Consider the following 26,270-nt stretch of genomic DNA (forward strand, 5'->3'; position numbering starts at 1 on the left):
CGGGGCGCTACCCGCCGCAACATAGTACGTGTGCTCGCCGAGCGGGCGTCACCTGCGTTTTCGCTGGTCAGCGAATTCAGGCCGGTCCGTGTGTGTGCGTGGAAGTGCCCTGTTGTGCGCCCGTGTTGCCGTCGGCGTTGCCGCTGAGGTTGAAAGGGTGGGGTGACAGGGTTACGGGGGCTCCAGCCCGAGTCCGGTTTCGGCGATGAAGCCGTCGAGGATCTCGGGTCGGCGCTGGATGCCGCGTAGGCGGTTCTTCACGAGCGGGGTGAGGTCGTCGATCGTGCGGGGTGCGAGGTTGGCCAGGGACTTCTTCAGGTGGGCCCATACGCCTTCGACGGGGTTGAGGTCGGGTGCGTAGAGCGGGAGCTTGACGATGGTGAGCCAGTCGCTGTTGCGGTCGCAGAAGTCCCGCAGGGCCTTGGCGTGATGGGTGCTGGCGTTGTCCCACGCCACGATCAGCGGGGCACCGCCGAGCTGCCGCCGGGCGGAGGTCAGCAGGTTTGCGACCTCGCGGGCCCGGAAGTCCTTCTTCTCACCGGTACGGCCCCGGTATGTCTGGGTCCGGTAGATCAGCCCGGTCTCGCGGCCCGGCTTGATGCAGATCATCCCGGCCATCAGGACCCGGCCCGAGCCTTTCCCGGTCACCTTGATCAGCGGCGTCCGCCCGCGCGGCGACCAGGTCCGCCCCTTGCCGGGCTTCAGGTCCTGGCCGGCCTCGTCCTCGAAGGCTATCCACGCGCCCAGGAGCTGGGCCGTCCTCTTACCCGTGACCACTGCTCCGTCCGCCACCGCTCCACGGCCTGCTCGTCGCGCTCGACGGCCCGGTGCGCGGGGACCTGCGGCGACCAGCCCAGCCGGTGCAGCAGGTAGGACACCCCGCGCGGGGTGTACGGGTACCCGAACAGGCGATGGATCAGCTCCGCGACCCTCGCCAGCGTCGCCCGAAATGTCAAGACCCCCACCCCCCGCCCTCGGCGCTTCAAGCCGTTCACCGCGAGCGAGGCCCGGCAGTTCCTCCACGCAGCCAGCAGCGACCGGCTCCACGCCCTGTACGAACTCGCCCTGCGCACCGGGCTCCGCAAGGGCGAACTCCTCGGGCTGCACTGGGACGACCTCGACCTCAACACGGGAACCGCCGCCATCCACCGTTCCCTCCAGCGCACCCGCACCGGCGGCCTGACCGTCCTGCACACCAAGACCCGCGCCTCCGAACGTCGCATCGTTCTCCCCACCGAATGCGTCAACTCGCTGAAGACTCACCGGGAACGGCAGGAGGAAGCACGCCGGGCCGCGGGGACAGGCTGGTCGGACGTCGGCCTCGTGTTCACCACCCTCACTGGCGGCCCTCTCGAACCCGCCAACCTCACCCGCAGCTTCAGCCGACTCCTCAACGGCGCAGGACTTCGCCGCATCCGGTTCCATGACCTCCGCCACTCGACCGCCACCCTGCTTCTGGAACAAGGCATCGACCTCGTCGTGATCAAGGAGTTGCTGGGCCACGCCCACATCGGCGTCACCGCCGGCGTCTACGCCCACGTCCGACTCCGCCTCCAACGCCAGGCCATCGACGCCCTCGGCAACGCCCTCGGTCAGGGCGACGGTGCCCCCGACGACCCACCCACCGCAGCCGTCGTCCGCTGACGTTGCCGTCAGCGTTGCCGTCAAGACGCCCGAAAGCCCCACCGGCACCACTGCCCGTGGGGCTTTCGAATTCACACTGCCAGGCTACGTCCGCGGCATCAGAAGAACGTTCTGGACACTGCCCTCAGAGAGCCACTCCTCAGATTCGTGAAACTCTACAAGTTCGCGAATCGAGACCCGAACGTCTGGATCGATTGACCGAATAGCTTCATTGAAGGCATTCACTGCCACAGGGCCAGCCTGGGCCAGGATTAGAAAAACATTCCCACTCCCATCCTGGGGGATGGAAAGAAGTTCCTTGGCCGCATCGGCCACTCCCTGACCGAGCTCCGCCCGAGGGAAGCGATCCAAAGCTGCATGCGCCGCCTGGTAGGCCCCGTAATCCTCCTCAGCCTTCAAGGAAGAAACGATCGCAGCGACACCAGCTGGGCCTTCGTCGCCAGTCACCGAATCAGCCAGCTCGACATATCGATTCCACCGACGCTCAGCCTCATCGGGAGGAGTGACCTCGTCATCGTCTTGCACGAGGTCACCACACTCGACGATCTCAACTTTCCAGTCCGACGACACCCGAATCTCACTTCTTTCTGTGCAATATCTAGGGATTCTGTCGATCTGTGGCCCATTTTCGAAGGGCCTTATTCTGACTGAGGCTCATCCACATCTCCGTGATCGCCTCATCATATTTGTTGCCGAAACGGGCGCGAATGTCATCTACGTCCATTTGTATGGCACCTCGGAAATCGCCAGCGTCTATCAGTTCTTTCTGCCTCATGCGCCAAGCTTTCGAGGCGAGTGATGACCCAGTGCTGTAAACCGCGCGATGGTCGGCGTAATCCATCCGAATCGACGGTCCGCTGTACTTACTGAGAGGGCTGGATGCATTGGCAGGGATATGATTGATCTCATTTCCCGCTCCAGCAGGTTGCAGATCCCCATACTTTCCGCCGTTCGCGGTACCGCAGTTGTGTACGAGTACTGGGGTGGCCCCCGCCAGCACATAGTACGTGTGAGCGTCCGAGACGGTCAGGTTGTGGACCGTTGTGCCCGGGCTGGTCCAGCGCTTGATCGCCGCGACCTGGACGTACGTGCCGGCGCTCGTGCGCAGCCACTGGCCCGGCTTGAGGTCGGTGGCGTCGATCCACTTGCCGAGTTCGGGGACCCAGAAGGGGTGGCCGTCGGTCGCGGTGACCTCCGCCGTCTTCGTGCCGGCCTTTCCATCGACGTCGATGACGACCTTCACCAGCTGCTTGAGGCCCTCGCCCATGATCTCGGCGGTGACCGTCTCGACCCGGGTCTCGCCGGTCTTCGGGTCCGTGGCCAGGACCTTGTCGCCGGCCTTGACGTCCTCGATCGGCTTGGTGGTGCCGTCGGCCATCAGGACCTTGGTGCCCGGGGTGAAACTGTTGCTCGTCGGACAGGAGCCGCTGCCCTCGCCCGTCTTGCCGCTGCCGCCGCTTCCGCTGCTGCCGCCGGAGGACCGGGAGGAGCCGCCCGACGAACCGCCCGGCTTGGACGACGACTTGCCGCCTCCGGCGGCCGCACCCCCTGCCCGAACATCTCCGCGGCCTCGAAACGCACCGCCTCACGCCTCGCCCGCCCCACAGCGGCCAGACCACCGCCATCCGCATACCTCATGACGAGGATCTAGCACCATCAACGCTTGCTGTCACCCCATCCTTTCAACCTCAGCGGCAACGGCTCGGGGCACACGATTGCGCTGCCGCTGCCTGGTGTCGGTGCAGCGGGACTCTACTGCCACGCGCCGGGTTCGGCACGGACGAGGGCGCGGACGGTCTGCTCGTAGAGCTCGTGGCCGCTCTGGGCGCAGTGTCCGGCGATCCAACGGGTCAGTTCGTCCGGGGTGTGCAGTGTGCCCGAGGTGGCGCCGCAGTTGCGCTCTTCGCCGGTGACGCAGACCGCCTCGATCGCTGGCAGCGCCAGGGGGTCGGGGATGGTGGTCACGTGGTACTCGCGGAAGCGGTAGCGCCCCCGAGAGGCATTGCGTGCTGGTGCGACGGCGTTCGGAGAGTCAGGCATCCTCGGTCGCCTCTTCCTGATCCGGGATGCGCTGTCCGCGCGAGTCTGCGACCCTGAGCGCGTCCGCCAGGGCTTCTGTCAACCGGCGGGCCAGCCAGCGGTATTCGCTCGCCGACAGGGCTTTCGCGCCGGGCGCCGTGGCGTCGCGGGCATACTCCAACAGTTCCCGGCCCATGCTGAGTTGTACCGTCTCGATGCTGTCGGCGAGGGTGGAGAGGTAGCCCCGGCCGTCGCTGCTCAGGTAGCAGGGCTTCCCCTCCGGGCTGGTCCACGGCAGTAAGCGGGGACCTCCCCCACCCGACGCGGCGTCGTACAGCTCTCTGCGCCGCATGCGGTCGGCATCGCTCCTGGGCTGGCTCACTGGGTACCCCCGGCCTGGGTCACTGACGGTGGACTCACCGACCGTAGGTACTGACTGACCGTCACCCCAGGCGGGCGCCATGGCAGTTCTCGACTCATGGTTCACGAACTGCCACGCTGCGTGGCAGCTACCCGATGACGCCCAGGTAGTCGGCCATTTCGCGCATCTCCGTCGTGAGGGTGCGCTTGCGCAGGATCTCCTGCATGGTCTCGGCAGCCCCGTTCTGGTGCCGCAGCCACTGCGGGGCGGCTTCCCGGGCGCGGGTCAACTCGTCCATGGCGGCGGACAGGTCGCCGGTCCGGGTGTGGGCGCGCGCCACATCGAGGGTGAAGCGGTTCCCGTCGTTGGTGCTGGGCCTGCCCAAGCGCTTCCACGCCTTGGGCGACAACTCCTCCTGCTCGCCTGCCTTGCGCACCACCGCGCGGGCGTCGCCGATGACCAGGGAGTCTTCGAGGGCCTTGACCGCAACGGTGACCGGCCCGAAGACGGACCAGTGCCGGGAGACGTTGCGATGCGCCGTCCCAATGGCGGTTGCGGCGACCCGGGCGGCTTGACGGTACTCCTTCGCCTCGTCGGGACGGTTGTTCCTCGCGGCTGCGGCGGCGGCTTCCATCGCCAGGCCGCCCCACACCGCGTAGTGGTCCGGCTCGGCCCCGGTGATCTTCGGCTCCACCGCGTCCATGCTCTGGGCGGCGACCTGTTCCGCCTCGTCCAAGCGGCCCTGCCTCACCAGCAGCCAGCACATGCAGCCGACACCGGAGCCCGCCGCAAGCAGGTCTCCGGCCTGACGGGCGTCCATGATGGCACCGCGCACAGCGGCATACGCGATGTCGTACTGCCGTACCTGGGTGAGGTAGGTGCCGGCCAGACGCAGCGCCTCGGCACGGGCCAGCAGAGCCTGCCGGTACTCGTCCCCGCTGTCGTAGTAGGCAACGGCCTTCGCGGCATCACGCAGCAAGCCCGGCAGTTGAGCCGCGACGCTCTTGTAGCTGTCGGAGAAGTACAACACCCGTGCGTCTTGCAGCGTCCGCCGGAAGGTGCGCAGGTTCGGCTCCTCGGCCACGGCTTCGGGGTCCCGGTCCACGAGCCCGACGGTCGGGGTGAGGGCGGCGCGGAGCTGGATCAGGTTGACGCGGTTCGGCTCTTCGGTCTGCCCGACGGGCTCCGGGGCATCGGACGCCATCAACGCGGCGGTGGTCACCCCCAACGCTCGGGCGAGCGTGTGCAAGGTCTCCATGCGGAGAGTGCCGCCCTGCTCGGCCTTGCGTACCGTGCCCGGCGATACACCTGCGGCATGGGCCAGTTCCTCCTGGCTCATCCCCGCGCGACGCCGGTACTTGCGGACGTTGTCAGCCAGCTCCGTAGGCATCAACTCACCACCTCCCACCCCACGGTACGCCCGGACGGCACATCAACCGGGGACGATCCGCCGGACACCCACCCACAGGGTGCCCGACCACGTGGCGGGTCGGAACTCCGGCAGGATCGGAGCCTGAGCGGGAGGGGTCCCTCGTCGGTCGGGCAGCTTCGCCCGACCAGGGTTCTCCGGGGGCTTCCAAGGATCACTCCGTGACGCGTGCGCTCGGCCTTGGCGGCCCCCGGGGGTTCCTGGTACGCCTCCGGTGACCGGGCGACGAGGGACCCCCTCCCGCGATCGCGATCCCACACCACGACGAAGCCGCACCCGCAGACGGCCCCCTGCCCCACAAAGTTTCCGATGTTGTCTAGGCCCACCGTCAAGCAACAGCTGGGACCAGAACGTCAAACATCACCTGGGACTAGACAGCTCGGGTTGCCTCGTGTCCTGCCGCTACGGGCCGACGGTCACGCCCACATCGGCGTCACAGCCACCGTCGACGCACACGTCCGCTGCCTCCAACGACAAGCCGTCGACACCCTCAACGACGCCCTCAGTTCGGCCGACGACTCCCCCGATGACCCGTCGGCAGCGGCAGTCGTCCGCTGACGTTGCCGTCAACTACTGCCGTCACAAACCTCAACAGTCCCGCCAAGGGCTACGCCTTGGCGGGACTGTTGAGGTCTAACGGATCGGAGACGTGCGTTCTCCGACCCTACTGACCAGTGACCTCCGAGTGGATCACCTCATAGAGTTCGGGATCCATAGTTAGCATCCCGCGATTGTCGACTCCGAACGCGCCACGCCTGTAGCACTCGCTGAATACGGAGATCATTTGCTCAACATCGTTGAACTCGATTTCCGTCGGTGCTTCAGATAGAACTCCGGCAACCTTCGGCCGATCCCCCGACGCCCACACCGCCGCATAGAAATCGCCACTAGCACCACCAATTAGCGGAATCCAGTCCACACCGAGAACAGGGTCACGAGGGTACGCCTCTCTGAGGTCAACAGCCTCAGAGAGAGACAGGGGGGCGTACCCAGGAATAAGGTTCGCGTCATCCTGGGTCTGTCCATCTAGGTACTCAACACCGTTGCACCAGCCAAACCACACGACCACGTCGTCGGGGACTGAGCCGCCAAGTGCCGACTCAACCTGTGCCACTGAAATGCCTGGTGAAAGCGCTGGAACGATCGGGCGCCCCAGTTCGGCAAGCTGCGCCACCAGGAGCTCCAAAGATCTCAACAACATCCGAACGGTCCTCTCACTTACCGCACCCGCACATTATACTGGTCGCCATTACCGATCCCATTATCTCTGAGGAATGGCCATAGCGAGTCTCGCCCATGCGCGGAGTTCTGCCCTCCAGGAATGAGGCTCAATATGGCCCCAGCTCCACCCTCCTGCGTCGACGCAAAAGGATATTCCTCCCAGGAGCCGTTACCGGCAATTGACCGGGGCCTCGGTCTACCAGCCTGCGCGGCATTCCTGTTCGCCCTAATATTGGCCCGACCTGTCAGTCTCGTGACTATCGCACTCTTGCCAGCCGCTATCGCCTTCTGGAAATTAGCAGCAACTCCAGGATACATAGCCGAATCGATCTCATGCACAGGAAGAGCAGTCGCTTCACCTGCGGAATCAACTGCGAAAACCCGGGGACAGCTTGTGTTGTGCACGAGAACCGGCGTAGCCCCCGCCAGCACATAGTACGTGTGAGCGTCCGAGACGGTCAGGTTGTGGACCGTTGTGCCCGGGCTGGTCCAGCGCTTGATCGCCGCGACCTGGACGTACGTGCCGGCGCTCGTGCGCAGCCACTGGCCCGGCTTGAGGTCGGTGGCGTCGATCCACTTGCCGAGTTCGGGGACCCAGAAGGGGTGGCCGTCGGTCGCGGTGACCTCGGCCGTGCTCTGGCCGGACGTGCCGTCGGTGTCGATCGTGACCTTGACGAGGTGCTTGAGGCCCTCGCCCTTGATCTCGGCCGTGACCGTCTCGACGCGCGTCGCGCCCGTCTTCTCGTCGGTCGCGACGACCTTGTCGCCTCCCTTGACCTGCTCGATCGGCTTGGTGGTGCCGTCGGCCATCAGGACCTTCGTGCCCGGCACGAAGCTGTTGCTGACGGGGCAGGAGCCGCCGCTGGTGCCTCCGTTGGAACGGGAGGAGGCGCCGGTGGAGCCTCCCTTACCTGAACTGCCCCCGCCGGACGACTTCCCCTTGCCTGCGCCCGACGACTTGGCGGCCGAGGAGCGTGGTGCGGCGGATGCCTGGGATGACTTCTGTTTTCCGTTGCCGGTCTTGCGGGCGCTGTGGGAGGCGCGATTGCTGGTTGTCTGCTTCTTCTGCGCAGCCTGTTTCTTCTTCTGTGCAGCCTTCTTGCGCGCTTCCTCGCGCTTCTTCTTCGCCTGCTTCGCCTTGTCGATGGCCGCGTTGGCCTTGGCGATGACCTTCTTCGCCCGCTCCTTGGCCGCACGCCATGCGCTGACCGCGGACATGACCCTCTTGACCGCCGAGTAGATCTTCTTGGACATGGAGAGGGCCTTGTACCAAGGGATCAGGTCCAGGACGACTTCGGCGCAGGACCAGATCGAGCCGCCGATGCAGCCCATGATCGGGTCAAGGAAGTCCTGCAGGAGGGCGCCGGCCGCGGAGATGACGATGGACGACATGGACCGGTTGAGGTCGCCCTTGGCCGCGGCCACCATCGCCGACGAGAGTCCGGCACCCGCCAGTGCCAGCTCGATCTCCTTCTGGGAGAGGGAGACGGACAGGCCCGTCGGGTCGCTGAAGGTGATCGGGTTGTTGTGCGCGTAGGCGTAGCCGCCGCGCTGCAGCGGGTCGGCCAGGTCCAGTACGGGGTCGGCGGACAGGAAACGGCCTGCCACCGGGTCGTACAGGCGCGCGCCGAGCATGGTGAAGCCGGTGTCGTCGTCGCGGGTCGCGCCCAGGAAGCCCTGGTGGGTGGTGGGACGGGACGCGGTTGGACCGGCCAGGCGCTCCCCGCCGAAGGGGTCCGTCTTGCGGATCTGGGTCTGCATTCCGGCCGCGAGGGCGATCTCTGCGTAGGGGCTGCCCTGGTGGTCGTAGGTGACCGCGGCCAGAGTGGTGGTGGAGCCCCCGCCCACGGCGGTGCGCTGGACGCTGCCGCCGGGCGTCGCGTAGGACCGCTGGGCGTCGACCTGGCCGCCGCCGGCCTTGACTGTCAGTTGGGCCTCGCCGAGATGGAGCGTGGCCTGCTTGCCCTTCAGGGTCAGAAGGCGTGCTCCGCCGGGTGCGTATATGTAGCGGGACTCGTCCTGCGCGGTGAACGACTGTGCCGCGGCGCCCGCGTCACAGGCGGCAAGGACCAGGTCGGTGCCGTTGGTGGTCGAGCCGTCCTTGACCGCGATGCACAGTCCGGAGGCGGCGTGCTTGAAATGCCCCGCGTTGTCTCGTACGAGCTTCTGTGCCGCGGTGCCCGCGCACGGGCGCACCCCGATGGCGGAACCGGCCGTGCTGCCGGCGGCGTTGGCGCACCAGTCGCCGAGGACGCGCAGGCTGCCGGTGTCCGGATCGGTGGTCGGATCGTCGGGAGTGAAGGTGAACTTTTGCGCCAGGGTGTTGTTGCAGCCCCAGATCTGCAGCGGTGTGTCGTCGGCGGCCTTGCTGCTCTGCAGGTCCAGGCACGCTCCGGACGGGGTGTGGTACTCGGTCTTGCCGCCGGTCCCCTGACCGGAGGCGGTCTCCGGGAGCCCGTCGTAGGTCCAGGTCAGCGTCTGCGGGTCACCGGAGTCACCGGACACCTCGGTGGTGTTGCCGGACTTGTCGTAGACCCGCTGCAGGGTCTGCTTGACCTGCGCGCCGGCCTCGGTGGTGTACTCGCGCACCAGAGAGGTCAACGCGTGCGGACCCGCTTCCCCGGCCCCGTACGTGTAGGTGGTCTTCGTGTCCTTGGCCGTGGCGCCCAGCAGGTCGTGCTCGACCATGGAGGTGCGTTCCGAGGACAGCCCGGCGTACGCGTAGTCGGTCCAGTAGCCCGAACCGTCCTCACCCGCGGCCACGTCCGCGGCGGCGGTGGCTCCGCCCGCCTTGCAAGCGGACTGATCCGACGACGTCCACGCCTCGTTGAGGCGGCCGACCGGGTCGTAGCGGAAGCACTGCCGCTCCCGGATGCCCGCGGCGCCCTGCTGGATGGAGGTGACGTTTCCGGCAGGGTCGTAGGAGTAGGACGTGTCCGAGACCTTGTTGCCGGTGACCGCACTGCTTCCGCCGGTCTGCTCACGCCAGGTCTGGGCGCTGGTGAGCTCGCCCGACGCCTCGTCGTACGAGGCGGTGGACCAGACCCGGTAGGGGTTGTCGCCCATGGTGGAGCGCAGCACCTGCCCGTACGGCGAGTAGAGCGTCTGCGAGCCGTACCAGTCGTGACCGGAGACGGTCTCGGCCAGACCCTCCTCGTTGTAGCGGGTGATGACCTCTTCGGCGGGCAGCGTGCCCACCGCGGGCAGCCGGGTGGAGTGCGGCAGTCCGGTGTCGGTGTAGGTCTGCGCGTACGTGTAGCGGTGGGCGAGGCCGTACTGGTCGGCCAGGTCCTTCGGCAGCGCGGTCGAGGACACCGTCGGCTGGTAGTCGCTGGTGTAGCCGCTGATCATCGTCTGCGCCGCGTCGCCGGTGTCGGTGTAGCGCAGTGCCGTGTACGGCATGCCGATGCCGCCGCCGGCCTGGTCGTAGGAGTACGCCCCGAGCAGCTTGCCCACCGAGGAGTTCTCGCGGGTCAGGGTCGGGCGGGACAGGATGTCGTACCCGGTCCAGACCGTCTTGCCGCGGGAATCCGTGGCGGTGACGGGCCGGTTGAGGTCGTCGTACGTCGACTTGGTGGTGCCGGTGTCCGGGTCGGTGGCCTCCACGACGCGGCCGATGGTGTCGTACTTCCACGACCAGGCCGTGCCGTCGTCCTGTTGCGCCTTGGTCAGCTGACCACGGGAGTCGTAGGTGAAGCGGATCGACTCGAAGACGGTACGGGTGGGGTCGGTGTACGTGTCGACGCGGCTGGTGCGGCCCAGGGCATCGGTCCAGGTCCGGTACGAGGCGGTGCCGTACGGGTTGATGACCGTGGAGTGGTCGAGGCCGTACTCGTAGACGGAGCGGCGGCTTTCCGCGTCCGTGCCGCCCAGGACGGGGGTCTCCGTCAGGACACGGCCCGAACCGTCGTACGTGTAGCGGGTGGCGTTCGGTACTTCGCCGGCCGTCTTGGGGAAGAACAGGACCGGCTCGGGCTCGCCGTCGGCGAGGTAGGCGTTGTTGGTCTTCCACACCTCGCCCGAGGCGTTGTACAGGGTGTCGGTGATCAGGCGGCCCTGGCCGGTCGCGGGCTCCTGGGTCTGCCGTACCCGGCCCAGGCCGTCGAAGAGGGTGACAGAGGTCTCCACCCGGTCCTCGTGGGCGCGGGTGCGGGAGATGACAGCGGTGGGCTCGCCCGCCTTCAGGCGGTATTCGACCTGCAGGTCGGGGACCTCGTGGGTGGACGGATCACGTCCCGGACCCCACGCCGTCACCACGCGGCCCAGCTCGTCGTAGACGGCCTTGCTGGTGTGGCCGTTGGCGTCGGTGGTGGTCAGGCCGGCGCCTCGGCCGGGTTCCACCGTCTGCACGGAGGTGTGGCCGAGTTCGTTGGTCTGGGTCACCTTGAACGGCATGCCGGTGGACGGCTCGTACGTGATCGTCGCGGATGCGGTCTGGCCCGGCTGGGTGGTCTTGACCGTGCGGCCCAGCGCGTCGTAGCCGGTGGTGCCGTTCGAGGTGAAGCCGGAGCCGTCGCCCTTGAGCGTCCACGTCTCGGTCGGCAGGCCACGTGTCGGCGCGGCGCCGTAGGCCACGCCGTCGTAGGTGACGCGGGACGCACCGGTCAGCGAGGTGAGCGTGCCGAAGGTGGCGGCCGCGCAGGTGGTCGGGGACGTGAGGATCTGCTTGGTCAGGCCGATCAGGTGCTTGTCCGTGTTGGAGACGTACTCGTTCCGGGTGCACGACTCGTCGCCGCTCTTGTCGGTGTCGCCCAGCATCTCCACCTGGGTGGGCAGACCGTCGGCGTTGTAGCTGGTGTGGGAGGCGACGCTCCGCATCGTGCTCGGGTCGTCGCCGGCGCCCGAGGACTTCGTCCAGGACTTGTCGCCGGTGTCCACGACGCGCCAGGCGATGAGGTCCTTCAGTCCGTCGCCGATCACGCGGCGCGCCAGTTCGGTCGCCGCGAGCGTGGTGATGACGCGGCTGGTCCAGTCCGTCTTCGGGTCCGCGGTGGCCGACGGATAGTCGATCTGTTCGGCGATACGGCCGGCGAACGCCTCGTGGTCGGGGCCGATGTCGCCGCCCGCGATGTCCTGGACCGTGACGCCGGTGCCGAGACCGCGGTAGAAGCGGGTCATCGACTTGGAGCGCTTCGCCGACGTCGCCGTGTCGTCGGCGCCGGTGATGGTGGTGACGGTGTCGAATCCCGCGAACTTCGCCCAGGTACGCGCCGACTTCTTGGAGAACTCCGACTCGGCGAGCTGCCAGGCCGGCGTGCCGTACTCGTACGCCGTCGCGGTCGCGCTCGCGCCGGAGACCGCGGGGAGCTCCTCGACCTGCGTGACGACGTACTTGTGGAACCAGTCGATCTCGTCGTCGACCGACGGGTCCGGATGCCAGGCCACCGGGTAGCACAGGCCCTTGTTCGACGTCTGGGCGGGCAGGCCCTCGCCGTTCGCGCAGGCACCGGTCGGCTTGGAGTACGTGACGACGGTCTCGCCGCCGTACTCGTTGACGACCCGGCCGATGCGCTGGCGCGCGAAGCCGGGGCGCGGGTCGTCGGCGCCGCGCAGCACGCGGTTGGGCATGTAATCCGGCGAGGCCTGGAACGCCACCGGGGGAAGCGCCTTGTACTTGCCGCCCGCGACGCCGCCGGGCCCGTAGCCGGTGCGCTGGATCGACTCCAGCCACAGGGCGGTGTTGGTGCCGGTCGTCATCGTCGGGAACGACTGCTTGAGCTGGTAGACGTCCACGGTGGCGCGGCCGGAACCGGCGGTGCGCTGCGCGGTGAGGGAGATCTTGTCGAGGCGCTTGCGGGTGAAGAACGAGGGCGCGGCGTTCCAGCAGTCGCCGGTCGTCTTGCACTGCAGCGATACGGGGGTGTCGTACCAGATGCGGTAGTCGCCCGGGTCCTTGGAGGTGAAGTTGGCTTCGGTGCAGGCCAGCGAGCCCTCGGCGAAGCAGCGCTCCTCGACGGCGAAGCTGACGCGCGCGGGCGCCTCGTCGAAGAGGGCGCCGGAGCGCAGCCCGTAGTCGATGTGGCGCAGATATCCGCCGCGCTCGTACGAGACGGGATTCTTGAACTGCCAGTCCTTCGCGTACCGGTTGGTCTCCGCCTGCCACCACAGGGTCATGGCGTTGCCGGAGGGGTCCACGACGTAGTCGAGGTTCCACTGCCAGGCCTGATTGCAGAAGGAGTTCTTGAAGTCGCCGGACTTGTAGCAGGGCTCGCCCGCGTGGTTGCCGAAGACCGGCACCGTGAAGACCGAGCCGGTCTCGGGCTTGCCCTCGCTCCAGCCGGGGAGGCGGTTACGGCCGAAGTAGTACTGGGTGCCGTCGCGGGTGGTGACCTTCCAGTGCTCGCCGTCCGCGTCACCGTTGCCGAGCGAGGTGTCCTGGAGCAGCTCCACCTTGGAGCCGTCACCGGAGGACGTGGTCCAGCCCTTGCCCGATTCCCATACGAGACTGACCGTCTGGCCGCCCAGGGTCATCGTGGCGTTGTTCGAGCCGTAGCAGAGGTCGTGCGTGGGGTGCGTGGCGTTGTTGGCGCCGGATTTGGTCTTGGCGTCCTGCTTGCAGTTCACATAGCGGCGGGTGATCGAGCCCGGCTGGTAGTCCCAGCCGTCGCCGATCCAGGAGGCCTGGTTGTTCGAGGCGCTGGTACGGCCGTCCACGGTCTGCGACGAGTAGCCGAGGCTGACCTTCGGCATCAAGCCGCCGGGCACCTCGGGCGGCTGGATGTCGTACGCATAGGTGAAGGCGCCCGAGGACGATCCGCTCGCCCAGTCGCCGGAGGACGACAGCGGTGTGGCGGTGAAGTCACCACTCTGGGACGCACCCATGTCGAGCGCGCCGAGGACTCCGGCCGACGCGCTCGACAGCGGCTCGGCCGCCTTGGCCGAGGCGGGCTTCACGCCATACGAGGCGGGCTTCACGCCATACGAGGCGGGCTTCATGCCGTACGAGGCGGATGTGCTCGAATCCGGGGTGTTCGTGTCCTCCGGACCCGAAGACTCCTCGGGCGTCTGCGGCTCCCGAGGTGTAGCCGACGAGGACGGCTCATCGGCCTTCCCCGGCTCCTCAGTCTTCCCCAGCCCATCGGACGCACCGGGCTCCGGGGACTTCTCCCCCTTGTCCGGATCGACCGACCGCTGCCCTGCCGCCTGCTCGGTGGCGGCGATGAGCATCGAGACCGGAACCACGCCAGTCAGCTGCCGCTTCTTCTCCTTGGCTCCCGCCTCACTTGTGCGGGCGCCCTTGGCCGACCGTGCGACCTCCACACTCGACGGCAGCTCCACGAGCGTCGCGGTGGGGTCGCCCTTGTCAGCGGAAACAGTCTGCGTGGAAAGACCCTCTTCGGCTGGACAGTCCAGGGTCGAGGTGTCCGGCAGGGAGCAGCCTTCGAGCAGGGTGAGCCGGAACCGGTCGGCGGCCTGAGTGCCGAACAGGTCGGCGAATTCGGTGTGATCGACCTCCACCGCCACCGAAGCGGCCGGGTCCACCCCGGTCGGCGGGGTCACGGACATCAGCATGCCCGGCACGTTCGCCTGCGTGGAGGCGTCCACCGAGGCGAGGTCGACCTGCCATGTGCCCGCCAGGGCAGCCGGATCCTGTCCCTCGGGCACACCAAGCCGCACCGGCGTGGTCCCGACCGGCACCGACTGCCCCTCGGCGACGCCGGTCAGGTCGGCCGTCTGATCGGCCGCTGCCTGCCATGGCGTCACATGGGCGGGTACGTAATCCTCGACGGGCACATCGACCGGACGTGAGAGCGAGGTCGGTTCCTCGGTGTCGAGTCCGACGATGGACGCCTTGTCCGGCTCGGGCAGATCCACGTTCGAGTTCGAGCTGCGGTCCATGTCGGGGCCGGGCAGCGCAACGGCCGTACCGCTCAGCGAGGTGATGGTCAGTACGGACGACAGCATCACCACCAGCGCCATCCGCCGTCGCCGACGGCTCGCACGCATCGAGGCCGATTCGGCCAGCCGTCCATGTCCGGACCAGGACAGCCCCACCCGACGACGCATCTCGCAACTCCCCCACCCCACGCCCTGCTCGGGCGCGCCGGCGAACACCTACAGATCCGGCACGCAGACAAGTCATGCACGTGCCGAGCACGGGAGTCTTCACGAAATCCACGCAGGACGCACAGCTCACACACAGTTATCGATCACAGATGGAGCACAGTTGCACGCAGCATTTTCAATGTCCTATCCGCCGTAAAGCTATGAGAGTTGGCATTAGCGGTGAATCCGCAGATCAGAGTCATACTGCGCACAGAAATATGCCCCTCAGGGCTTCAAGGGCACAGATCGGGCGTCGCACTGGGTGAGAAAAGCTCGCTGGTCACGAATCGATTGCAGCTGAAAGGCTCGACAAACACTGCTGCCTCCAGGCAACTTGTGCGGGCCCGCGCCCGAAGACGCCCAGGTCGGCGACGAGATCGTCATGACCCGCGGCGCTCCGGCACCTTGCTAGCCGCGTACTGGGGAGCCCCTCGCCGTGTCCGCCCAACCACCCGCCGTCCTCCGCCACTTCGCGGGGACACGCGCCCGGATCGCCACCCTCGTCGCGCTGCTCTGCGCTGCGCTGGTGGCGGGGCTCGTCGTCTGGACGCCTTGGCAACACGAGGCCTCTTCCTCGGCAGCTCCGAAGCCCTCCGGCCCCCTGACCGCCGACGAAGCCATGCGGAAGGCGCAGACACAGCAGCGGGAGGTCGTCGTGGAGGCGGAGACCACACAGACCTCCCGCACCGTCGCGCTGCCCGACGGAACCTGGCGCAGCGAAATACACGCCGCACCCGTCCGGGAGAAGCAGCCGGACGGCACCTGGGCTGCGGTCGACGCGAGCCTGCAGCGGAGCAAGGACGGCACCCGGCTGCGCCCGAAGAACACCGCTGGACGGGTGGAGTTCACGGCTGCGGCAACCGGCTCCGCGGGCCGGAGCACCAGTTCCAAGGCCGCGGACACGTCACGGTCGGCGCCCAGCTCCAACGGCGCGGTGCACGCGGCGCTGTGGCGACCGGCGCGTTCACACACCGCCGCACGCACGGTGGAACAGCAGCCGGTGCCGAGCGAGTCGTTCCTGGCCTCGGCCACGTACGCGGGACACAAGATCACATACACCTGGCCGGGCGAACTCCCCGACCCCGTGGTCGACCGCAACCGGGCGCTGTACCGCGAGGTGCTGCCCGGCGTGGACCTGCTCCTGGTGGCGCGCGAGGAAGGCGGCTTCGGGCAGGTGCTCATCGTCAAGAACGAACAGGCCGCCCGCCAAAAGGCCTTGCGGAGCGTGTCCTACGGACTGCGCTCCGACACGGCCGAATTCACGCTCGACACCACCACCGGCGGTGTGACCATCACGGACGCCGACGGCAAGCACATCGGCGCCGTCCCGACCCCGCTCGCCTGGGACTCGGCCGGCGTGGCGAACCCCGAGGACCCGGCCGCCGAGCCGTACCTCGACACCACCACTGCCAAGACCACCTTCGCCCTGACCGGTCTGACCGGACCCGAGCCGGGAACGGCGAGTGCCGTGCTGCCCGCTTCCTTGGACGGCGGCGGAACCGGGCGGGCCACTCTCAAGCTCGACGCGGCGGCGACGGGCCTGCTGACCGGCGAGAAGGTCGACGCCGGGAAGGTCCGCTTCCCCGTGTTCATCGACCCCACCCTTGAGCTGCAGGAGAAGGGCTGGACCATCGCGTACAAGCCCTACCCCAACGCCAACTACTACAACGGCACCAACTACTCCGGCGGGACGAGCGAGGCCCGGGTCGGCTACGAGTCCCAGGACGGCGGCCTGGCGAGATCGTTCTGGAAGATGGACATCTCCAGCAGCATCCACGGTTCGACCGTCCTGTCGGCGACCTGGAAGATCAAGAACACCCACTCGTGGTCCTGTACCGAACCCCGGCAGATCGAGCTGTGGCTGACCGGCGGGATCTCGACCTCCACCACCTGGAACAACCAGCCCTCCTGGTCCCGCGAGTTGGACGCGAAGTCCTACGCCCACGGCAACGAGAACTACGGCTGCAGCGACGCCTACGTCGGCTACAACGTCAAGTCCGGGGCGCAGGACGCCGCGACCAAGGAGTGGGGCTCGCTCACCCTGGGGCTCCGCGCGAGCACCGAGACCTCCACGTACACCTGGCGCAAGTACAGCGCCAGCAGCGCCGTCCTGACGATCAGCTTCAACCGGAAGCCCAGCGAGCCGGTCAACGGCTCCATCACGCCCGGCGAGTGCAACACCGTCGTCGGCGAGGAGGTCATCGGGCTGACCGATGTCGTACTCAAGGCCACGGCCACCGACTACGACTACAACCTCAAGGGCCTGCGCTTCCGCCTGTGGGAGAACGGCGTCAGCACGAAGATCCTCGACAAGGTCGTCACCGGCACCGGCGGCAACAAGACCCAGACCGCCTCCGTCACCGTTCCCTCGACGCAGCTCGCGGACGGCAAGACCTACTCCTGGGACGTCCGGGCCGAGGACACCGAAGGCGCCGTCTCCACCTTCTGGCCGCCGGGATCCGAACCGTGCCGCTTCACGGTGGACAACACCTCCCCCGCGGCGCCGACCATGACCTCCGAGGACTACCCGCAGGTCAACTCGGCCGGCACCAACTGGGCGGTCGACGCCCCGCACGGCACGTCCGGCACCGTCACCCTCGCCTCGGGCCCTTCCACCACCCACTACGCCATCGGCTTCAACGCCATCAACTACACGCACATCTACCTCGACGACACCGCCGAGGGGCAGACGTTCCGCATCGTCCGGGACCCCGTCCAAGGCCATCTCATCGAGTCAGTCACCCGGGCCGCGAAGGGCCAGCCCATCACCGTCACACTCAAGGCCCCGACAGCCGGCCCTCTGTATCTGCACGGATACGCCTATGACACGGTCGGCAATCGCTCCGAGCGCTCCGCCATCCGCACGTTCGTCCCCGCCGGGCGCTCCACCGATGGCCCGGGCGACGTCACTGGTGACGCCCACCCCGACATGGTCGTCATCCAGAGCGACGGCACCCTCTACACCTACCCCGCCGAAAAGGGCGGCGAGATCTACGGCGGCATGATCGCCTCGTACAACGGCAAGGGCGACCAGAACCAGAAAGACCACTGGTACGACGCAGACTCCACCGCCACGTCGAAGAAGCACGCCCTGATCTCGAAATGGGGTGACTACTACCCCGGCGACGGCCTCACCGACCTCCTCGCCCGCACCCCCGACGGCAAGCTCTGGATCTACCAGGGCGACGGCTACGGCGGCGTCAACGTCGACGAACGCGTCCGCGTGCTCCTGCCCGACAACGCCCCCGACCCCGCCACCTGGGACGAGATGCGCGCCACCCCTGACGTGACGGGCGACGGCAAGCCCGATCTGATGGTTGTCACCGACGGCGGCCAGCTATGGTTCCTCGGCGGCTACACGGCGGGCGCCTTCAGTGAAGCGGTACTGCTCCTCGGCGGCAGCACCTGGGCGGCCCGGGACCTGATCTCCCTCGCGGACATCGACCTGGACGGCACCGCCGACCTGCTCTGGCGCAATCCCAGCAACGGCAACATGTACATCCGGCACGGCAAGCCCGACAGCAGCGGGTCCGGCCTCGACCCGATGTCCATCGCGCTCGCTGCCGACTCCCGGGAAGGTGTCGACACGCTCTACGGAACGGGCTGGACCGCGGACGCCATCGATCAGGTCATCTCCCTGCCTGACACGAGCGGTGACGGCATCCCCGACCTGTGGGCCCGCGAGACCACGACAGGCCAGATCCGGGTCTACCACCCCAGCAAGACCAACACCAACCCCTACGTCAAGATCGTCATGTCTGCCGACTGGAGCTCTTTCCTCGCCTTGACGTGACCCCGCAACCCAGCCTGCCGCGAGTCCCACCAGGTGACCGGAAGCGACCAAGGACACCATGCACTCCCTGACACAGACCATCCGAACCCACCCGAAGTCCGTGGGCGCAGTGGCCGCCGCCCTGCTCCTCGGCCTCGCCCTCGCCCTCTACTTCCTCAACACCGGCCCCGTCCGCCCGGACGCGGCCAAGTGCCGCGAGGAGTCGACCGCCCAGGTAGAGGCCGCCGTGGCGGACGGCACCGAGCTCAGCACCAGCCTCCCGCCGCACTGCCAGGGCCTTCCCGTGAAGGAACGCGACCGGATCTTCGCCGAGAGCGCCGACGACGCCATTGCGGACGAGATGGAGCGGGCGAGAGAAGACATCGAGCGCCTCGCGGGCGATACGGGCTATGACAACGATTGAAGTGCTCTCCCGGCTTCAGCCGGGAGAGCACTTCAACAGGCCCGGCTGCAGGCTCGTTTCGGTCGGTCCTGGCGGCGCAAGGCCCCGGTGGAGGCGCTGATGCCGCTCCGGCTCGCGAAGTTCGGTGTGCCGCCGGCGGAGACGACCCCGGCCGGTCTGGCCGCCGCGGGCTTCGAGCCGGTGCTGCCGCCGGCCGGCACGGCAGGCGACCGCCTGCCTACTTGCTCAGGGCGTTCGCAATAATGATCAACAGGCCGATCAGCATGTCAAGACCCCCTGCCCGGCACGCGGACGGCCATCCGTGCCCGGCGGCGCGGGCGGCTCAGGTGCCGAAGCCGAACAGGGCGAGGGTGTTGAACAGCAGTGCCGCGTCCACAGCCGTGGCCTCTGCCCACCACCCGGCCACCGCGCCGAGCAGTATCCCTACCGTGGGCAGCACGACGGCGACCAGTGGCCACTCGGCCAGCACCAACCGCAGCCGGCTCGTGGTGACCGATCTGTCGACGGACGCACGATGTGCGATGACGTGCGCGTACCCATGGGCGGCGCCCGACGCCAGCGCGGTGAGCAGTACCCACAGCGCGTCCGGACCGGGATCGGCCGTCTCGCCCGTCGCGTTCAGCGCGGCCACCAATGCGCTGGCCAGTACCAGCCCGTAGACGCCGCTGAACAGCGACTGCTCCGCCGGCCGGTGCCGCAGGATCCACCTCGGCGCGACGCCCTCTGGGCGGACATGGTCGGCGCGGTCGGACATCGCATCGCCTCGGTGCGGGGAAGACGGTCGGGTCCGCACATGCTGACCCGAGCGGTGTCAGGGAACACGACGCCACGCGCTGCTCGCATGATTGTTCTGCCATAAGAGCTCGTGAGGTACGGCAGTCGGCGGCGACCGAGGGGGCGACGGGCCGTCAGTGCCATGCGTTTCCCCTCCGCGGCTCGTCCCGACCTTGGCAGGCCGGGGAAGAAGCGGCGAAGGGCCCTCGCCCCATGGGGACGAGGGCCCTCCAAAGGAGCCGACCGTCAGGCCGCCAGCAGCTTGCGCACCCGGTCCGCGCCGACCGCCAGCAGCAGCGTGGGCAGGCGCGGGCCCGTCTCCCGGCTGACCAGCAGGCGGTAGAGCAGGGCGAAGAACGACCGCTGGGCGATCTTCAGTTCCGGTGTCGGCCTGGCGTCCGGCGCCAAGCCGGCCATCACCTTGGGCACGCCGTAGACGAGCGTCGTCAGGCCGTCCAGCGACCAGTGCGTGTCCAGACCGTCGAGCAGCAGCCGCAGTGCTTCGCGGCTCTGGTCGTCGAGGGAGACGAGCAGCTCGGTGTCGGGCTCGGAGCGGACGACGGTCCGGGCGTCGGCCGGGACCTGGGTGGTGATCCAGTTCTCCGCGCAGTCGAGCCGCGGGCGGGCCTCGTCCAGCGAGGTCAGCGGGTTCGCCGGGTCGAGGTCGCTGAGGATGCGGATCGTCTGCTCGTCGTGGCCGGCGGTGATGTCGACGACCGAGGCGAGCGTGCGGTACGGCAGCGGGCGCGGGGTACGGGCCAGCTCACCGGCCGCGGTGCGGACGGCGCGGGAGTACGCGGCGGCGTCGGCCGGCAGGGCGGTGCCGTCCTCGACCTTGGCGGCGAGCTTGTCCCACTCGTCGTAGAGCCGCTGGATCTCCTGATCGAAGGCGATCTTGAAGGACTGGTTGGGCTTGCGGCGCGCGTACAGCCAGCGCAGCAGCGGCGCCTCCATGATCTTCAGCGCGTCGGCCGGGGTGGGCACACCGCCGCGTGAGGACGACATCTTGGCCATGCCGCTGATACCGACGAAGGCGTACATCGGGCCGATGGGCTGGACGCCGTTGAAGATCTCGCGCACGATCTGGCCGCCGACGACGAACGACGAGCCCGGGGAGGAGTGGTCGACGCCACTGGGCTCGAAGATCACTCCTTCGTAGGCCCAGCGCATCGGCCAGTCGACCTTCCAGACCAGCTTGCCGCGGTTGAACTCGCTCAGCCGGACGGTCTCGTTGAAGCCGCAGGCCGTGCAGACGTAGGCCAGCTCGGTGGTCTCGTCGTCGTACGAGGTGACGGTGGTGAGGTCCTTCTCGCACCGGCCGCAGTACGGCTTGTACGGGTAGTAGCCGCCCGCACCCCCGCTGCCGTCGTCCTCCGCGGCCGCGCCGGAGCCCTCCGCCGCTTCAAGCTCGGCCGCGTCGACCGGCTTCTGCGACTGCTTCGCGGGTGCCTTCTTGGTGCGGTACTGGCCGAGGATCGCGTCGATGTCGGCGCGGTGCTTCATCGCATGCAGGATCTGCTCGCGGTAGGCGCCGGCCGTGTACTGCTCGGTCTGGCTGATGCCGTCGTACGCGACGCCCAGCTCGTCCAGGGCCGCGGTCATCGCGGCCTTGAAGTGCTCGGCCCAGTTCGGGTACGCGGAGCCGGCGGGCGCGGGGACCGAGGTGAGCGGCTTGCCGATGTGCTCCGCCCACGAGTCGTCGATGCCCTCGATGCCGTCCGGCACCTTGCGGTAGCGGTCGTAGTCGTCCCAGGAGATCAGGTGGCGGACCTCGTACCCGCGCCGCCGCACCTCGTCGGCGACCAGGTGCGGGGTCATGACCTCGCGGAGGTTGCCCAGGTGGATCGGGCCGGAGGGGGAGAGTCCGGATGCGACGACGACCGGTTTGCCAGGCGCACGTCGCTCCGACTCGGCGATGACATCGTCCGCGAAACGGGAGACCCAGTCGGTCTCGGTGCTGCTCTGAGCCACGGTCGGCACGTCCTTCTTCCTCGAATGCTGGGTTGAGCTCCCGGCCATTCTCCCAGACGGAGGACCTTCCTCCGGGCCTGCCGGGCCACGGCCATTGTTGCGGGAAACGGCTTGCCCCTCCATGGGATACTTGACAGCCGCAACAGTCCCCTGACAGGAACGGAAGCTCATGGCCTCGGTCCCTTCCCTCGCTTCGACCGTGCAGCAGCGCCTCGCGGACGCCCTCTCGGCAGCTCTGCCGGAGGCCGGCTCCGCCGACCCCTTGCTGCGACGAAGCGACCGGGCCGACTTCCAGGCCAACGGCATCCTGGCGCTCGCGAAGAGGCTCAAGGGCAATCCGCGTGAGCTGGCAGCCAAGGTCGTCGACGCCATCGGCGCCGACGACGTCGTCAAGGACATCGAGGTGTCGGGACCCGGCTTCCTGAACATCTCGATCAGCGACAAGGCGATCATCAAGACGCTGGCCGCCCGCCTCGCGGACGACCGCCTGGGTGTGCCGTACGCGGAGAACCCCGGCACCACGGTGATCGACTACGCCCAGCCGAACGTGGCCAAGGAGATGCACGTCGGTCATCTGCGGTCCGCCGTGATCGGCGACGCGATGGTGCAGATCCTGGAGTTCGCGGGCGAGAAGGTGGTCCGGCGCCACCACATCGGCGACTGGGGCACCCAGTTCGGCATGCTCATCCAGTATCTGATCGAGCACCCGCACGAGCTGGACCACAAGGACGGGGTCTCCGGCGAGGAGGCGATGTCCAACCTCAACCGGCTCTACAAGGCCGCCCGTTCCCTCTTCGACTCCGACGAGGAGTTCAAGGCGCGCTCGCGCGACCGGGTGGTGGCGCTCCAGTCGGGCGACGCGGAGACCCTCGCGCTGTGGCAGAAGTTCGTGGACGAGTCGAAGATCTACTTCTACTCGGTCTTCGACAAGCTCGACATGGAGATCCGCGACCCCGACGTCGTCGGCGAGTCCGGCTACAACGACATGCTCGACGAGACGTGCCGCATCCTCGAGGAGTCCGGCGTCGCCGTGCGCTCCGAGGGCGCGCTGTGTGTCTTCTTCGACGACGTGAAGGGCCCGGACGGCAACCCGGTCCCGCTGATCGTGAAGAAGTCCAACGGCGGCTACGGCTACGCCGCCACGGACCTGTCCGCCATCCGCGACCGCGTGCAGAGCCTGAGCGCCTCCACCCTGCTGTACGTGGTGGACGCCCGTCAGTCGCTGCACTTCAAGATGGTCTTCGAGACCGCGCGCCGGGCCGGCTGGCTGAACGACAAGGTCAAGGCGCACCAGCTCGCGTTCGGCACGGTGCTCGGCAAGGACGGCAAGCCGTTCAAGACCCGTGAGGGCGAGACGGTCCGGCTGGTGGACCTCCTCGACGAGGCGATCGACCGGGCGACGGCCGTCGTCGCCGAGAAGAGGGAGAAGGTGGGCCTGACCGACCAGGAGGTCGCCGACAACGGCCGGTACGTGGGCATCGGCGCGGTCAAGTACGCCGACCTGTCGACGTCCGCGGTGCGCGACTACAAGTTCGACCTGGACCAGATGGTCTCGCTGAACGGCGACACGTCGGTGTACCTCCAGTACGCCTACGCCCGTATCCAGTCGATCAAGCGGAACGCCGGCGAGCGCGGCCCGGTGGCCCACCCCGAGCTGGAGCTGGCTCCCGCCGAGCGGGCCCTCGGTCTGCACCTGGACCAGTTCGGCGAGGTGCTGGCCGAGGTCGCGTCGTCCTACGAGCCGCACAAGCTGGCCGCGTACCTGTACCAGCTGGCCTCGCACCTGACCACGTTCTACGACCAGTGCCACGTGCTCAGCGACGACAACCCGGCGGAGGTCGTGGAGAACCGCCTCTTCCTGGTCGACCTCACCGGGCGCACGCTCCACCAGGGCATGGCGCTGCTGGGCATCCGGACGCCCGAGCGCCTCTGATCAACGCCGTTCGGCACACTGGCCGGACGAGTCAGCGAGCGACCCACTCGTTCTTGTCCGGCCAGTAGTCGTACACGGTGCGGCCTTCGGCGGCACTGGTACGGAACGGCCTGCCGTCGTCGTCGACGCGGACGGTTCCGTGCCGGTCGCCGCTGCTCCAGGCGACCTCCAGGTACCAACTGACGTCGTGGGCCTCGGTGTGCACGTCGAAGTTGAGGACCTGCGGATCGTTGGAGGCCACCTTGTACGGGAAGTCCTTGGCCGGAACGGTCAGGTCACCGTCCGTCCCGGCGACGGGCTTGGCGACGGGCCGTCCCGCGTCGAGGTCGACGTCGAAGGTCTGCGGGGTGACACCGCTGCCGCACCCCTCGCCCATCGAGTACGCCTGCCAGGCGAGCGGTGCGTTGCGCGCCACCGTCCGTACGTGCACGGCGGTGATGACGACCGAGTCCTGCGTCCTGCCGGTCGCGGTCAGCTGCAGCTGCACATGTCCTGCGTCGACGCCACCGAACGGGCGCGCCCAGCGCCGGTGGTCCTGCGGGGCGGGCGGCGGCGGCACCTCGTCCGGCTTCCGGTCCAGCAGGTAGTACTGGCCGCACGGCGAGGCCCAGTTGTACGAACTGATCCCCACCCGCAGTGGTACGCCGCCGGCCCCGGCGGGGGCCTTGCCCTGCTCGGGGTCTTCCTCGGACGGGCTCGCGCTGCGGGACGCGCTCGGGGAGGCACTGCCGCTCGGGGAGGGGCTCGTCGACGCGGAGGCGGAGGCGGAGGCGGAGCGAGAGGGTGCGCCGGTCCCGGCCGGCGGCGCGGCTCCAGCAGGCCCCTTGCCCTGCGCGTTCGAACCGCCGGAAACGTCTGCGCCGTTCGCGAGGACCGCCACGGGAACGGCGACGGCGATGACGGCGGCCACGGCAAGGATCATGCGGACGCGCTTGCGGCGGAGGACGGTGGCGGAGGCGACAGGTGCAGCGTCCGGCGAGTCGTCGGCGACAGGCAGGGGCTCAGGTTCTTCGGCGGTGCCGGCTTCCGGAGTTCGACCCGCAAGGGCACCGACGGTCTCGGGAGCAGCCTCCTGGCCCACCGCCCCGACGCGCTCGGGAGCAGCCTCCTGGCTCACCGCCGCGTCGGTCTCCGGTACGACCGGCGTGGCGGCCTCCGCCCCGGCGCGGCCACGTCTGCGGGCCTCGTCCGCGAGGATCCACCGCCGGTGCAGAGCCACCAGCTCCTCGCTCCGGCCACCGCACAGCCGCGCAAGCCGTTCGACCGGAGCGAACTCGGACGGCACGGCATCGCCGTTGCAGTAGCGGTGCAGCGTCGACGTGCTGACGTGCAGCTTGCCGGCCAGCACTCCGTAGCTGAGCCCTGAGCGGTCCTTCAACTGCCGCAGCAGGGCTGCGAGCTCCTCGGCCTCACGTGTCGTCGCCACCGCTCTTGTCCCCCACGTCGCCCCACTGCCGCGTCCCGGAACGGCGTTCCAGGGATGGGCTTGCCGCCCAGGTCAGAGTATGCGCAGGCGTTCCAGTATCCCCAATGGTCCATGGGGCGTTGCGGCGGAATTCGGCCCCCGCCCAAGCTGTGGTCACGCCGCAAGGCAACGACAGAGAACGACCTGCCAACGGGGAGATTCACCACCATGCGCACCAAGCTGATCCGCTCCACGACCGTCGCCGCCACCGCCCTGATCGCGGCCCTCTCACTCACCGCCTGCCAGAACGACGGCGGCGCTCGGGACGAGGGCGCGGCACCCTCGTCAGGCGCTTCGCCGACGCAGAAGCCGACCACCGGCACGACGGACCCGGCGAAGTCGAGGACCCCGTCGGCCGACAAGCCGGCGGGCAACGGAGCGGGCGACACCGGCGGCGGAACGGGCGGCTCGAACGGTGACGGAGGCGGCAAGGCGAGCGGAGACACCCAGCTCGGCGGCTCGGACGACTCAGGCCCCGTCACGACCGCCTGCGGCGACGACGTGAAGGTCACCTACAGCGCCGTACGCCGCCCCATCAACCACGCACTGCTCACGATGACCAACACCGGCTCCAAGCCGTGCAACGCGTACCACGCGCCGCTGCTGCGTTTCGACGAGGCGCAGGCAGCGACCGCGATCAACGCCGGCAGCAAGCCGCAGGCCGTCGTCACCATTGCCCCTGGCGAGTCCGCCTACGCGTCGATCATGCTGGCCTCGGCCGACGGCAGCGGGACGGACGGCCGCACGGCGGCGAAGCTCGCGGTGAGCTTCGCGCCGCGCAGCGGCTCCGGCTCGACGGGCGCCGCACCGGCCATGATCAAGCTGCCGGCCGCTACGTACACCGACACCACCACGACCGTCACTCACTGGCAGGGCTCGATGGACGACGCCCTCATGCACTGACCGCGGGGCTCGCCGCCGGTCGGTCACGGCCGGATCTCGCGCGAAGTCCTCCCCGACGCTTCGTCGATCTCCGTGTGAGCCTTCTGCAGCAGCTGGGAAGCGAGGTCCATCAGGGCCCGTGCGCCCGCGATCTCCTCGCCGACCAGCAGCTGCGGCTCGTCGGACCGGTGACGGTTCGCGTTTCCGTGACCGCGGTATTCCGTGCCGTCGCCGAGCCTCACCATGGCGGCCGCCCTCGTGCGGTCGCCTTCTTCCTTGAACTCCATCTCTATGTGCCATCCAACGAGTGTCTGCATGACGGATCACCT

The 26,270-nt window shown here is 68.4% G+C and carries 15 protein-coding genes and 5 pseudogenes; 6 read left to right on the top strand and 14 right to left on the bottom strand.

Features of this window, described 5'->3' with window-relative positions:
• Nucleotides 1-171: 171 nt before the first annotated feature.
• Complete coding sequence (locus tag ACZ4SA_RS26110) at nt 172-792, bottom strand: IS630 family transposase (RefSeq protein WP_468278965.1); 621 nt, start codon at nt 790-792, stop codon at nt 172-174.
• Nucleotides 732-995, bottom strand: coding sequence for a helix-turn-helix domain-containing protein (locus ACZ4SA_RS26115; RefSeq protein ID WP_468278967.1), 264 nt, complete (start codon nt 993-995; stop codon nt 732-734). The genes ACZ4SA_RS26110 and ACZ4SA_RS26115 overlap by 61 nt, the downstream gene beginning before the upstream one ends.
• On the opposite strand from ACZ4SA_RS26115, the pseudogene ACZ4SA_RS26120 reads away from it, so the two are divergent.
• Nucleotides 937-1,644, top strand: a pseudogene (locus tag ACZ4SA_RS26120) (tyrosine-type recombinase/integrase); the annotation flags it as partial. The gene ACZ4SA_RS26115 and the pseudogene ACZ4SA_RS26120 sit on opposite strands and share 59 nt — an antisense overlap.
• A gap of 84 nt (nt 1,645-1,728) precedes the next feature.
• On the opposite strand, the gene ACZ4SA_RS26125 reads toward ACZ4SA_RS26120, so the two are convergent.
• From ACZ4SA_RS26125 to ACZ4SA_RS26150, 6 genes and pseudogenes are all read right to left on the bottom strand, one after another.
• The gene (locus ACZ4SA_RS26125) at nt 1,729-2,214 is read right to left on the bottom strand and encodes a hypothetical protein (RefSeq protein WP_468278970.1); all 486 of its coding nucleotides are present in this window, start codon (nt 2,212-2,214) and stop codon (nt 1,729-1,731) included.
• Nucleotides 2,215-2,602: 388 nt separating this feature from the next.
• Nucleotides 2,603-3,187, bottom strand: a pseudogene (locus tag ACZ4SA_RS26130) (polymorphic toxin-type HINT domain-containing protein); the annotation flags it as partial.
• Nucleotides 3,163-3,282: pseudogene (locus ACZ4SA_RS26135) on the bottom strand (IS630 family transposase); the annotation flags it as partial. The pseudogenes ACZ4SA_RS26135 and ACZ4SA_RS26130, both read right to left, overlap by 25 nt.
• Before the next feature lie 114 nt (nt 3,283-3,396).
• Complete coding sequence (locus ACZ4SA_RS26140) at nt 3,397-3,684, bottom strand: DUF7848 domain-containing protein (protein WP_468278972.1); 288 nt, start codon at nt 3,682-3,684, stop codon at nt 3,397-3,399.
• Complete coding sequence (locus ACZ4SA_RS26145) at nt 3,677-4,015, bottom strand: hypothetical protein (protein WP_468278975.1); 339 nt, start codon at nt 4,013-4,015, stop codon at nt 3,677-3,679. The genes ACZ4SA_RS26140 and ACZ4SA_RS26145 overlap by 8 nt, the downstream gene beginning before the upstream one ends.
• 157 nt (nt 4,016-4,172) lie before the next feature.
• Nucleotides 4,173-5,414 (bottom strand): helix-turn-helix domain-containing protein, encoded by a 1,242-nt coding sequence (locus ACZ4SA_RS26150; RefSeq protein ID WP_468278977.1) that lies wholly within the window; start codon nt 5,412-5,414, stop codon nt 4,173-4,175.
• Between the two features lie 453 nt (nt 5,415-5,867).
• Here ACZ4SA_RS26150 and ACZ4SA_RS26155 point away from each other — a divergent pair.
• A pseudogene (locus ACZ4SA_RS26155) lies at nt 5,868-6,011 on the top strand (site-specific integrase); the annotation flags it as partial.
• 106 nt (nt 6,012-6,117) lie between these two features.
• On the opposite strand, the gene ACZ4SA_RS26160 reads toward ACZ4SA_RS26155, so the two are convergent.
• Both ACZ4SA_RS26160 and ACZ4SA_RS26165 read right to left on the bottom strand, forming a co-directional pair.
• Nucleotides 6,118-6,627, bottom strand: coding sequence for an SMI1/KNR4 family protein (locus ACZ4SA_RS26160; RefSeq protein ID WP_468278979.1), 510 nt, complete (start codon nt 6,625-6,627; stop codon nt 6,118-6,120).
• 44 nt (nt 6,628-6,671) lie between these two features.
• Nucleotides 6,672-14,681 carry a polymorphic toxin-type HINT domain-containing protein gene (locus tag ACZ4SA_RS26165; RefSeq protein WP_468278982.1) on the bottom strand — a complete coding sequence of 2,670 codons (8,010 nt, stop codon included), beginning with the start codon at nt 14,679-14,681 and terminating at the stop codon, nt 6,672-6,674.
• Nucleotides 14,682-15,156: 475 nt separating this feature from the next.
• Here ACZ4SA_RS26165 and ACZ4SA_RS26170 point away from each other — a divergent pair, with 475 nt between their 5' ends.
• Together ACZ4SA_RS26170 and ACZ4SA_RS26175 are read left to right on the top strand one after the other, a co-directional pair.
• On the top strand, nt 15,157-18,513 hold the full coding sequence (locus tag ACZ4SA_RS26170) for an FG-GAP-like repeat-containing protein (protein ID WP_468278984.1): 3,357 nt from the start codon (nt 15,157-15,159) through the stop codon (nt 18,511-18,513).
• 58 nt (nt 18,514-18,571) lie between these two features.
• On the top strand, nt 18,572-18,916 hold the full coding sequence (locus tag ACZ4SA_RS26175) for a hypothetical protein (protein ID WP_468278986.1): 345 nt from the start codon (nt 18,572-18,574) through the stop codon (nt 18,914-18,916).
• 217 nt (nt 18,917-19,133) lie between these two features.
• Here ACZ4SA_RS26175 and ACZ4SA_RS26180 read toward each other — a convergent pair.
• Nucleotides 19,134-19,670: pseudogene (locus ACZ4SA_RS26180) on the bottom strand (hypothetical protein).
• Between the two features lie 266 nt (nt 19,671-19,936).
• Nucleotides 19,937-21,670 (bottom strand): lysine--tRNA ligase, encoded by a 1,734-nt coding sequence (gene lysS / locus ACZ4SA_RS26185; protein ID WP_468278988.1) that lies wholly within the window; start codon nt 21,668-21,670, stop codon nt 19,937-19,939.
• A 160-nt stretch (nt 21,671-21,830) separates the two neighbouring features.
• Here lysS and argS point away from each other — a divergent pair, with 160 nt between their 5' ends.
• Complete coding sequence (gene argS / locus ACZ4SA_RS26190; RefSeq protein ID WP_468278990.1) at nt 21,831-23,594, top strand: arginine--tRNA ligase; 1,764 nt, start codon at nt 21,831-21,833, stop codon at nt 23,592-23,594.
• A 31-nt stretch (nt 23,595-23,625) separates the two neighbouring features.
• Here argS and ACZ4SA_RS26195 read toward each other — a convergent pair whose 3' ends face one another.
• The gene (locus ACZ4SA_RS26195; RefSeq protein WP_468278992.1) at nt 23,626-25,020 is read right to left on the bottom strand and encodes a helix-turn-helix domain-containing protein; all 1,395 of its coding nucleotides are present in this window, start codon (nt 25,018-25,020) and stop codon (nt 23,626-23,628) included.
• Nucleotides 25,021-25,227: 207 nt separating this feature from the next.
• On the opposite strand from ACZ4SA_RS26195, the gene ACZ4SA_RS26200 reads away from it, so the two are divergent.
• Entirely contained in the window at nt 25,228-25,962 is a 735-nt protein-coding gene (locus ACZ4SA_RS26200; protein ID WP_468278994.1) for a DUF4232 domain-containing protein, read from the top strand.
• Between the two features lie 23 nt (nt 25,963-25,985).
• Here the strand turns inward: ACZ4SA_RS26200 and ACZ4SA_RS26205 are convergent, their stop codons facing one another.
• Nucleotides 25,986-26,258, bottom strand: coding sequence for a DUF1876 domain-containing protein (locus ACZ4SA_RS26205; RefSeq protein WP_468278996.1), 273 nt, complete (start codon nt 26,256-26,258; stop codon nt 25,986-25,988).
• Nucleotides 26,259-26,270 lie beyond the last annotated feature (12 nt).

It is taken from the genome of Streptomyces sp. NPDC027962 (assembly GCF_055566095.1).

Coding starts and splice junctions, on each gene's coding strand:
- ACZ4SA_RS26165 (WP_468278982.1), bottom strand. CDS start 14,681: ATGCGTCGTCGGGTGGGGCTGTCCTGGTCCGGACATGGACGGCTGGCC.
- ACZ4SA_RS26145 (WP_468278975.1), bottom strand. CDS start 4,015: ATGCGGCGCAGAGAGCTGTACGACGCCGCGTCGGGTGGGGGAGGTCCC.
- ACZ4SA_RS26140 (WP_468278972.1), bottom strand. CDS start 3,684: ATGCCTGACTCTCCGAACGCCGTCGCACCAGCACGCAATGCCTCTCGG.
- ACZ4SA_RS26205 (WP_468278996.1), bottom strand. CDS start 26,258: ATGCAGACACTCGTTGGATGGCACATAGAGATGGAGTTCAAGGAAGAA.
- argS (WP_468278990.1), top strand. CDS start 21,831: ATGGCCTCGGTCCCTTCCCTCGCTTCGACCGTGCAGCAGCGCCTCGCG.
- ACZ4SA_RS26175 (WP_468278986.1), top strand. CDS start 18,572: ATGCACTCCCTGACACAGACCATCCGAACCCACCCGAAGTCCGTGGGC.
- ACZ4SA_RS26150 (WP_468278977.1), bottom strand. CDS start 5,414: ATGCCTACGGAGCTGGCTGACAACGTCCGCAAGTACCGGCGTCGCGCG.
- ACZ4SA_RS26200 (WP_468278994.1), top strand. CDS start 25,228: ATGCGCACCAAGCTGATCCGCTCCACGACCGTCGCCGCCACCGCCCTG.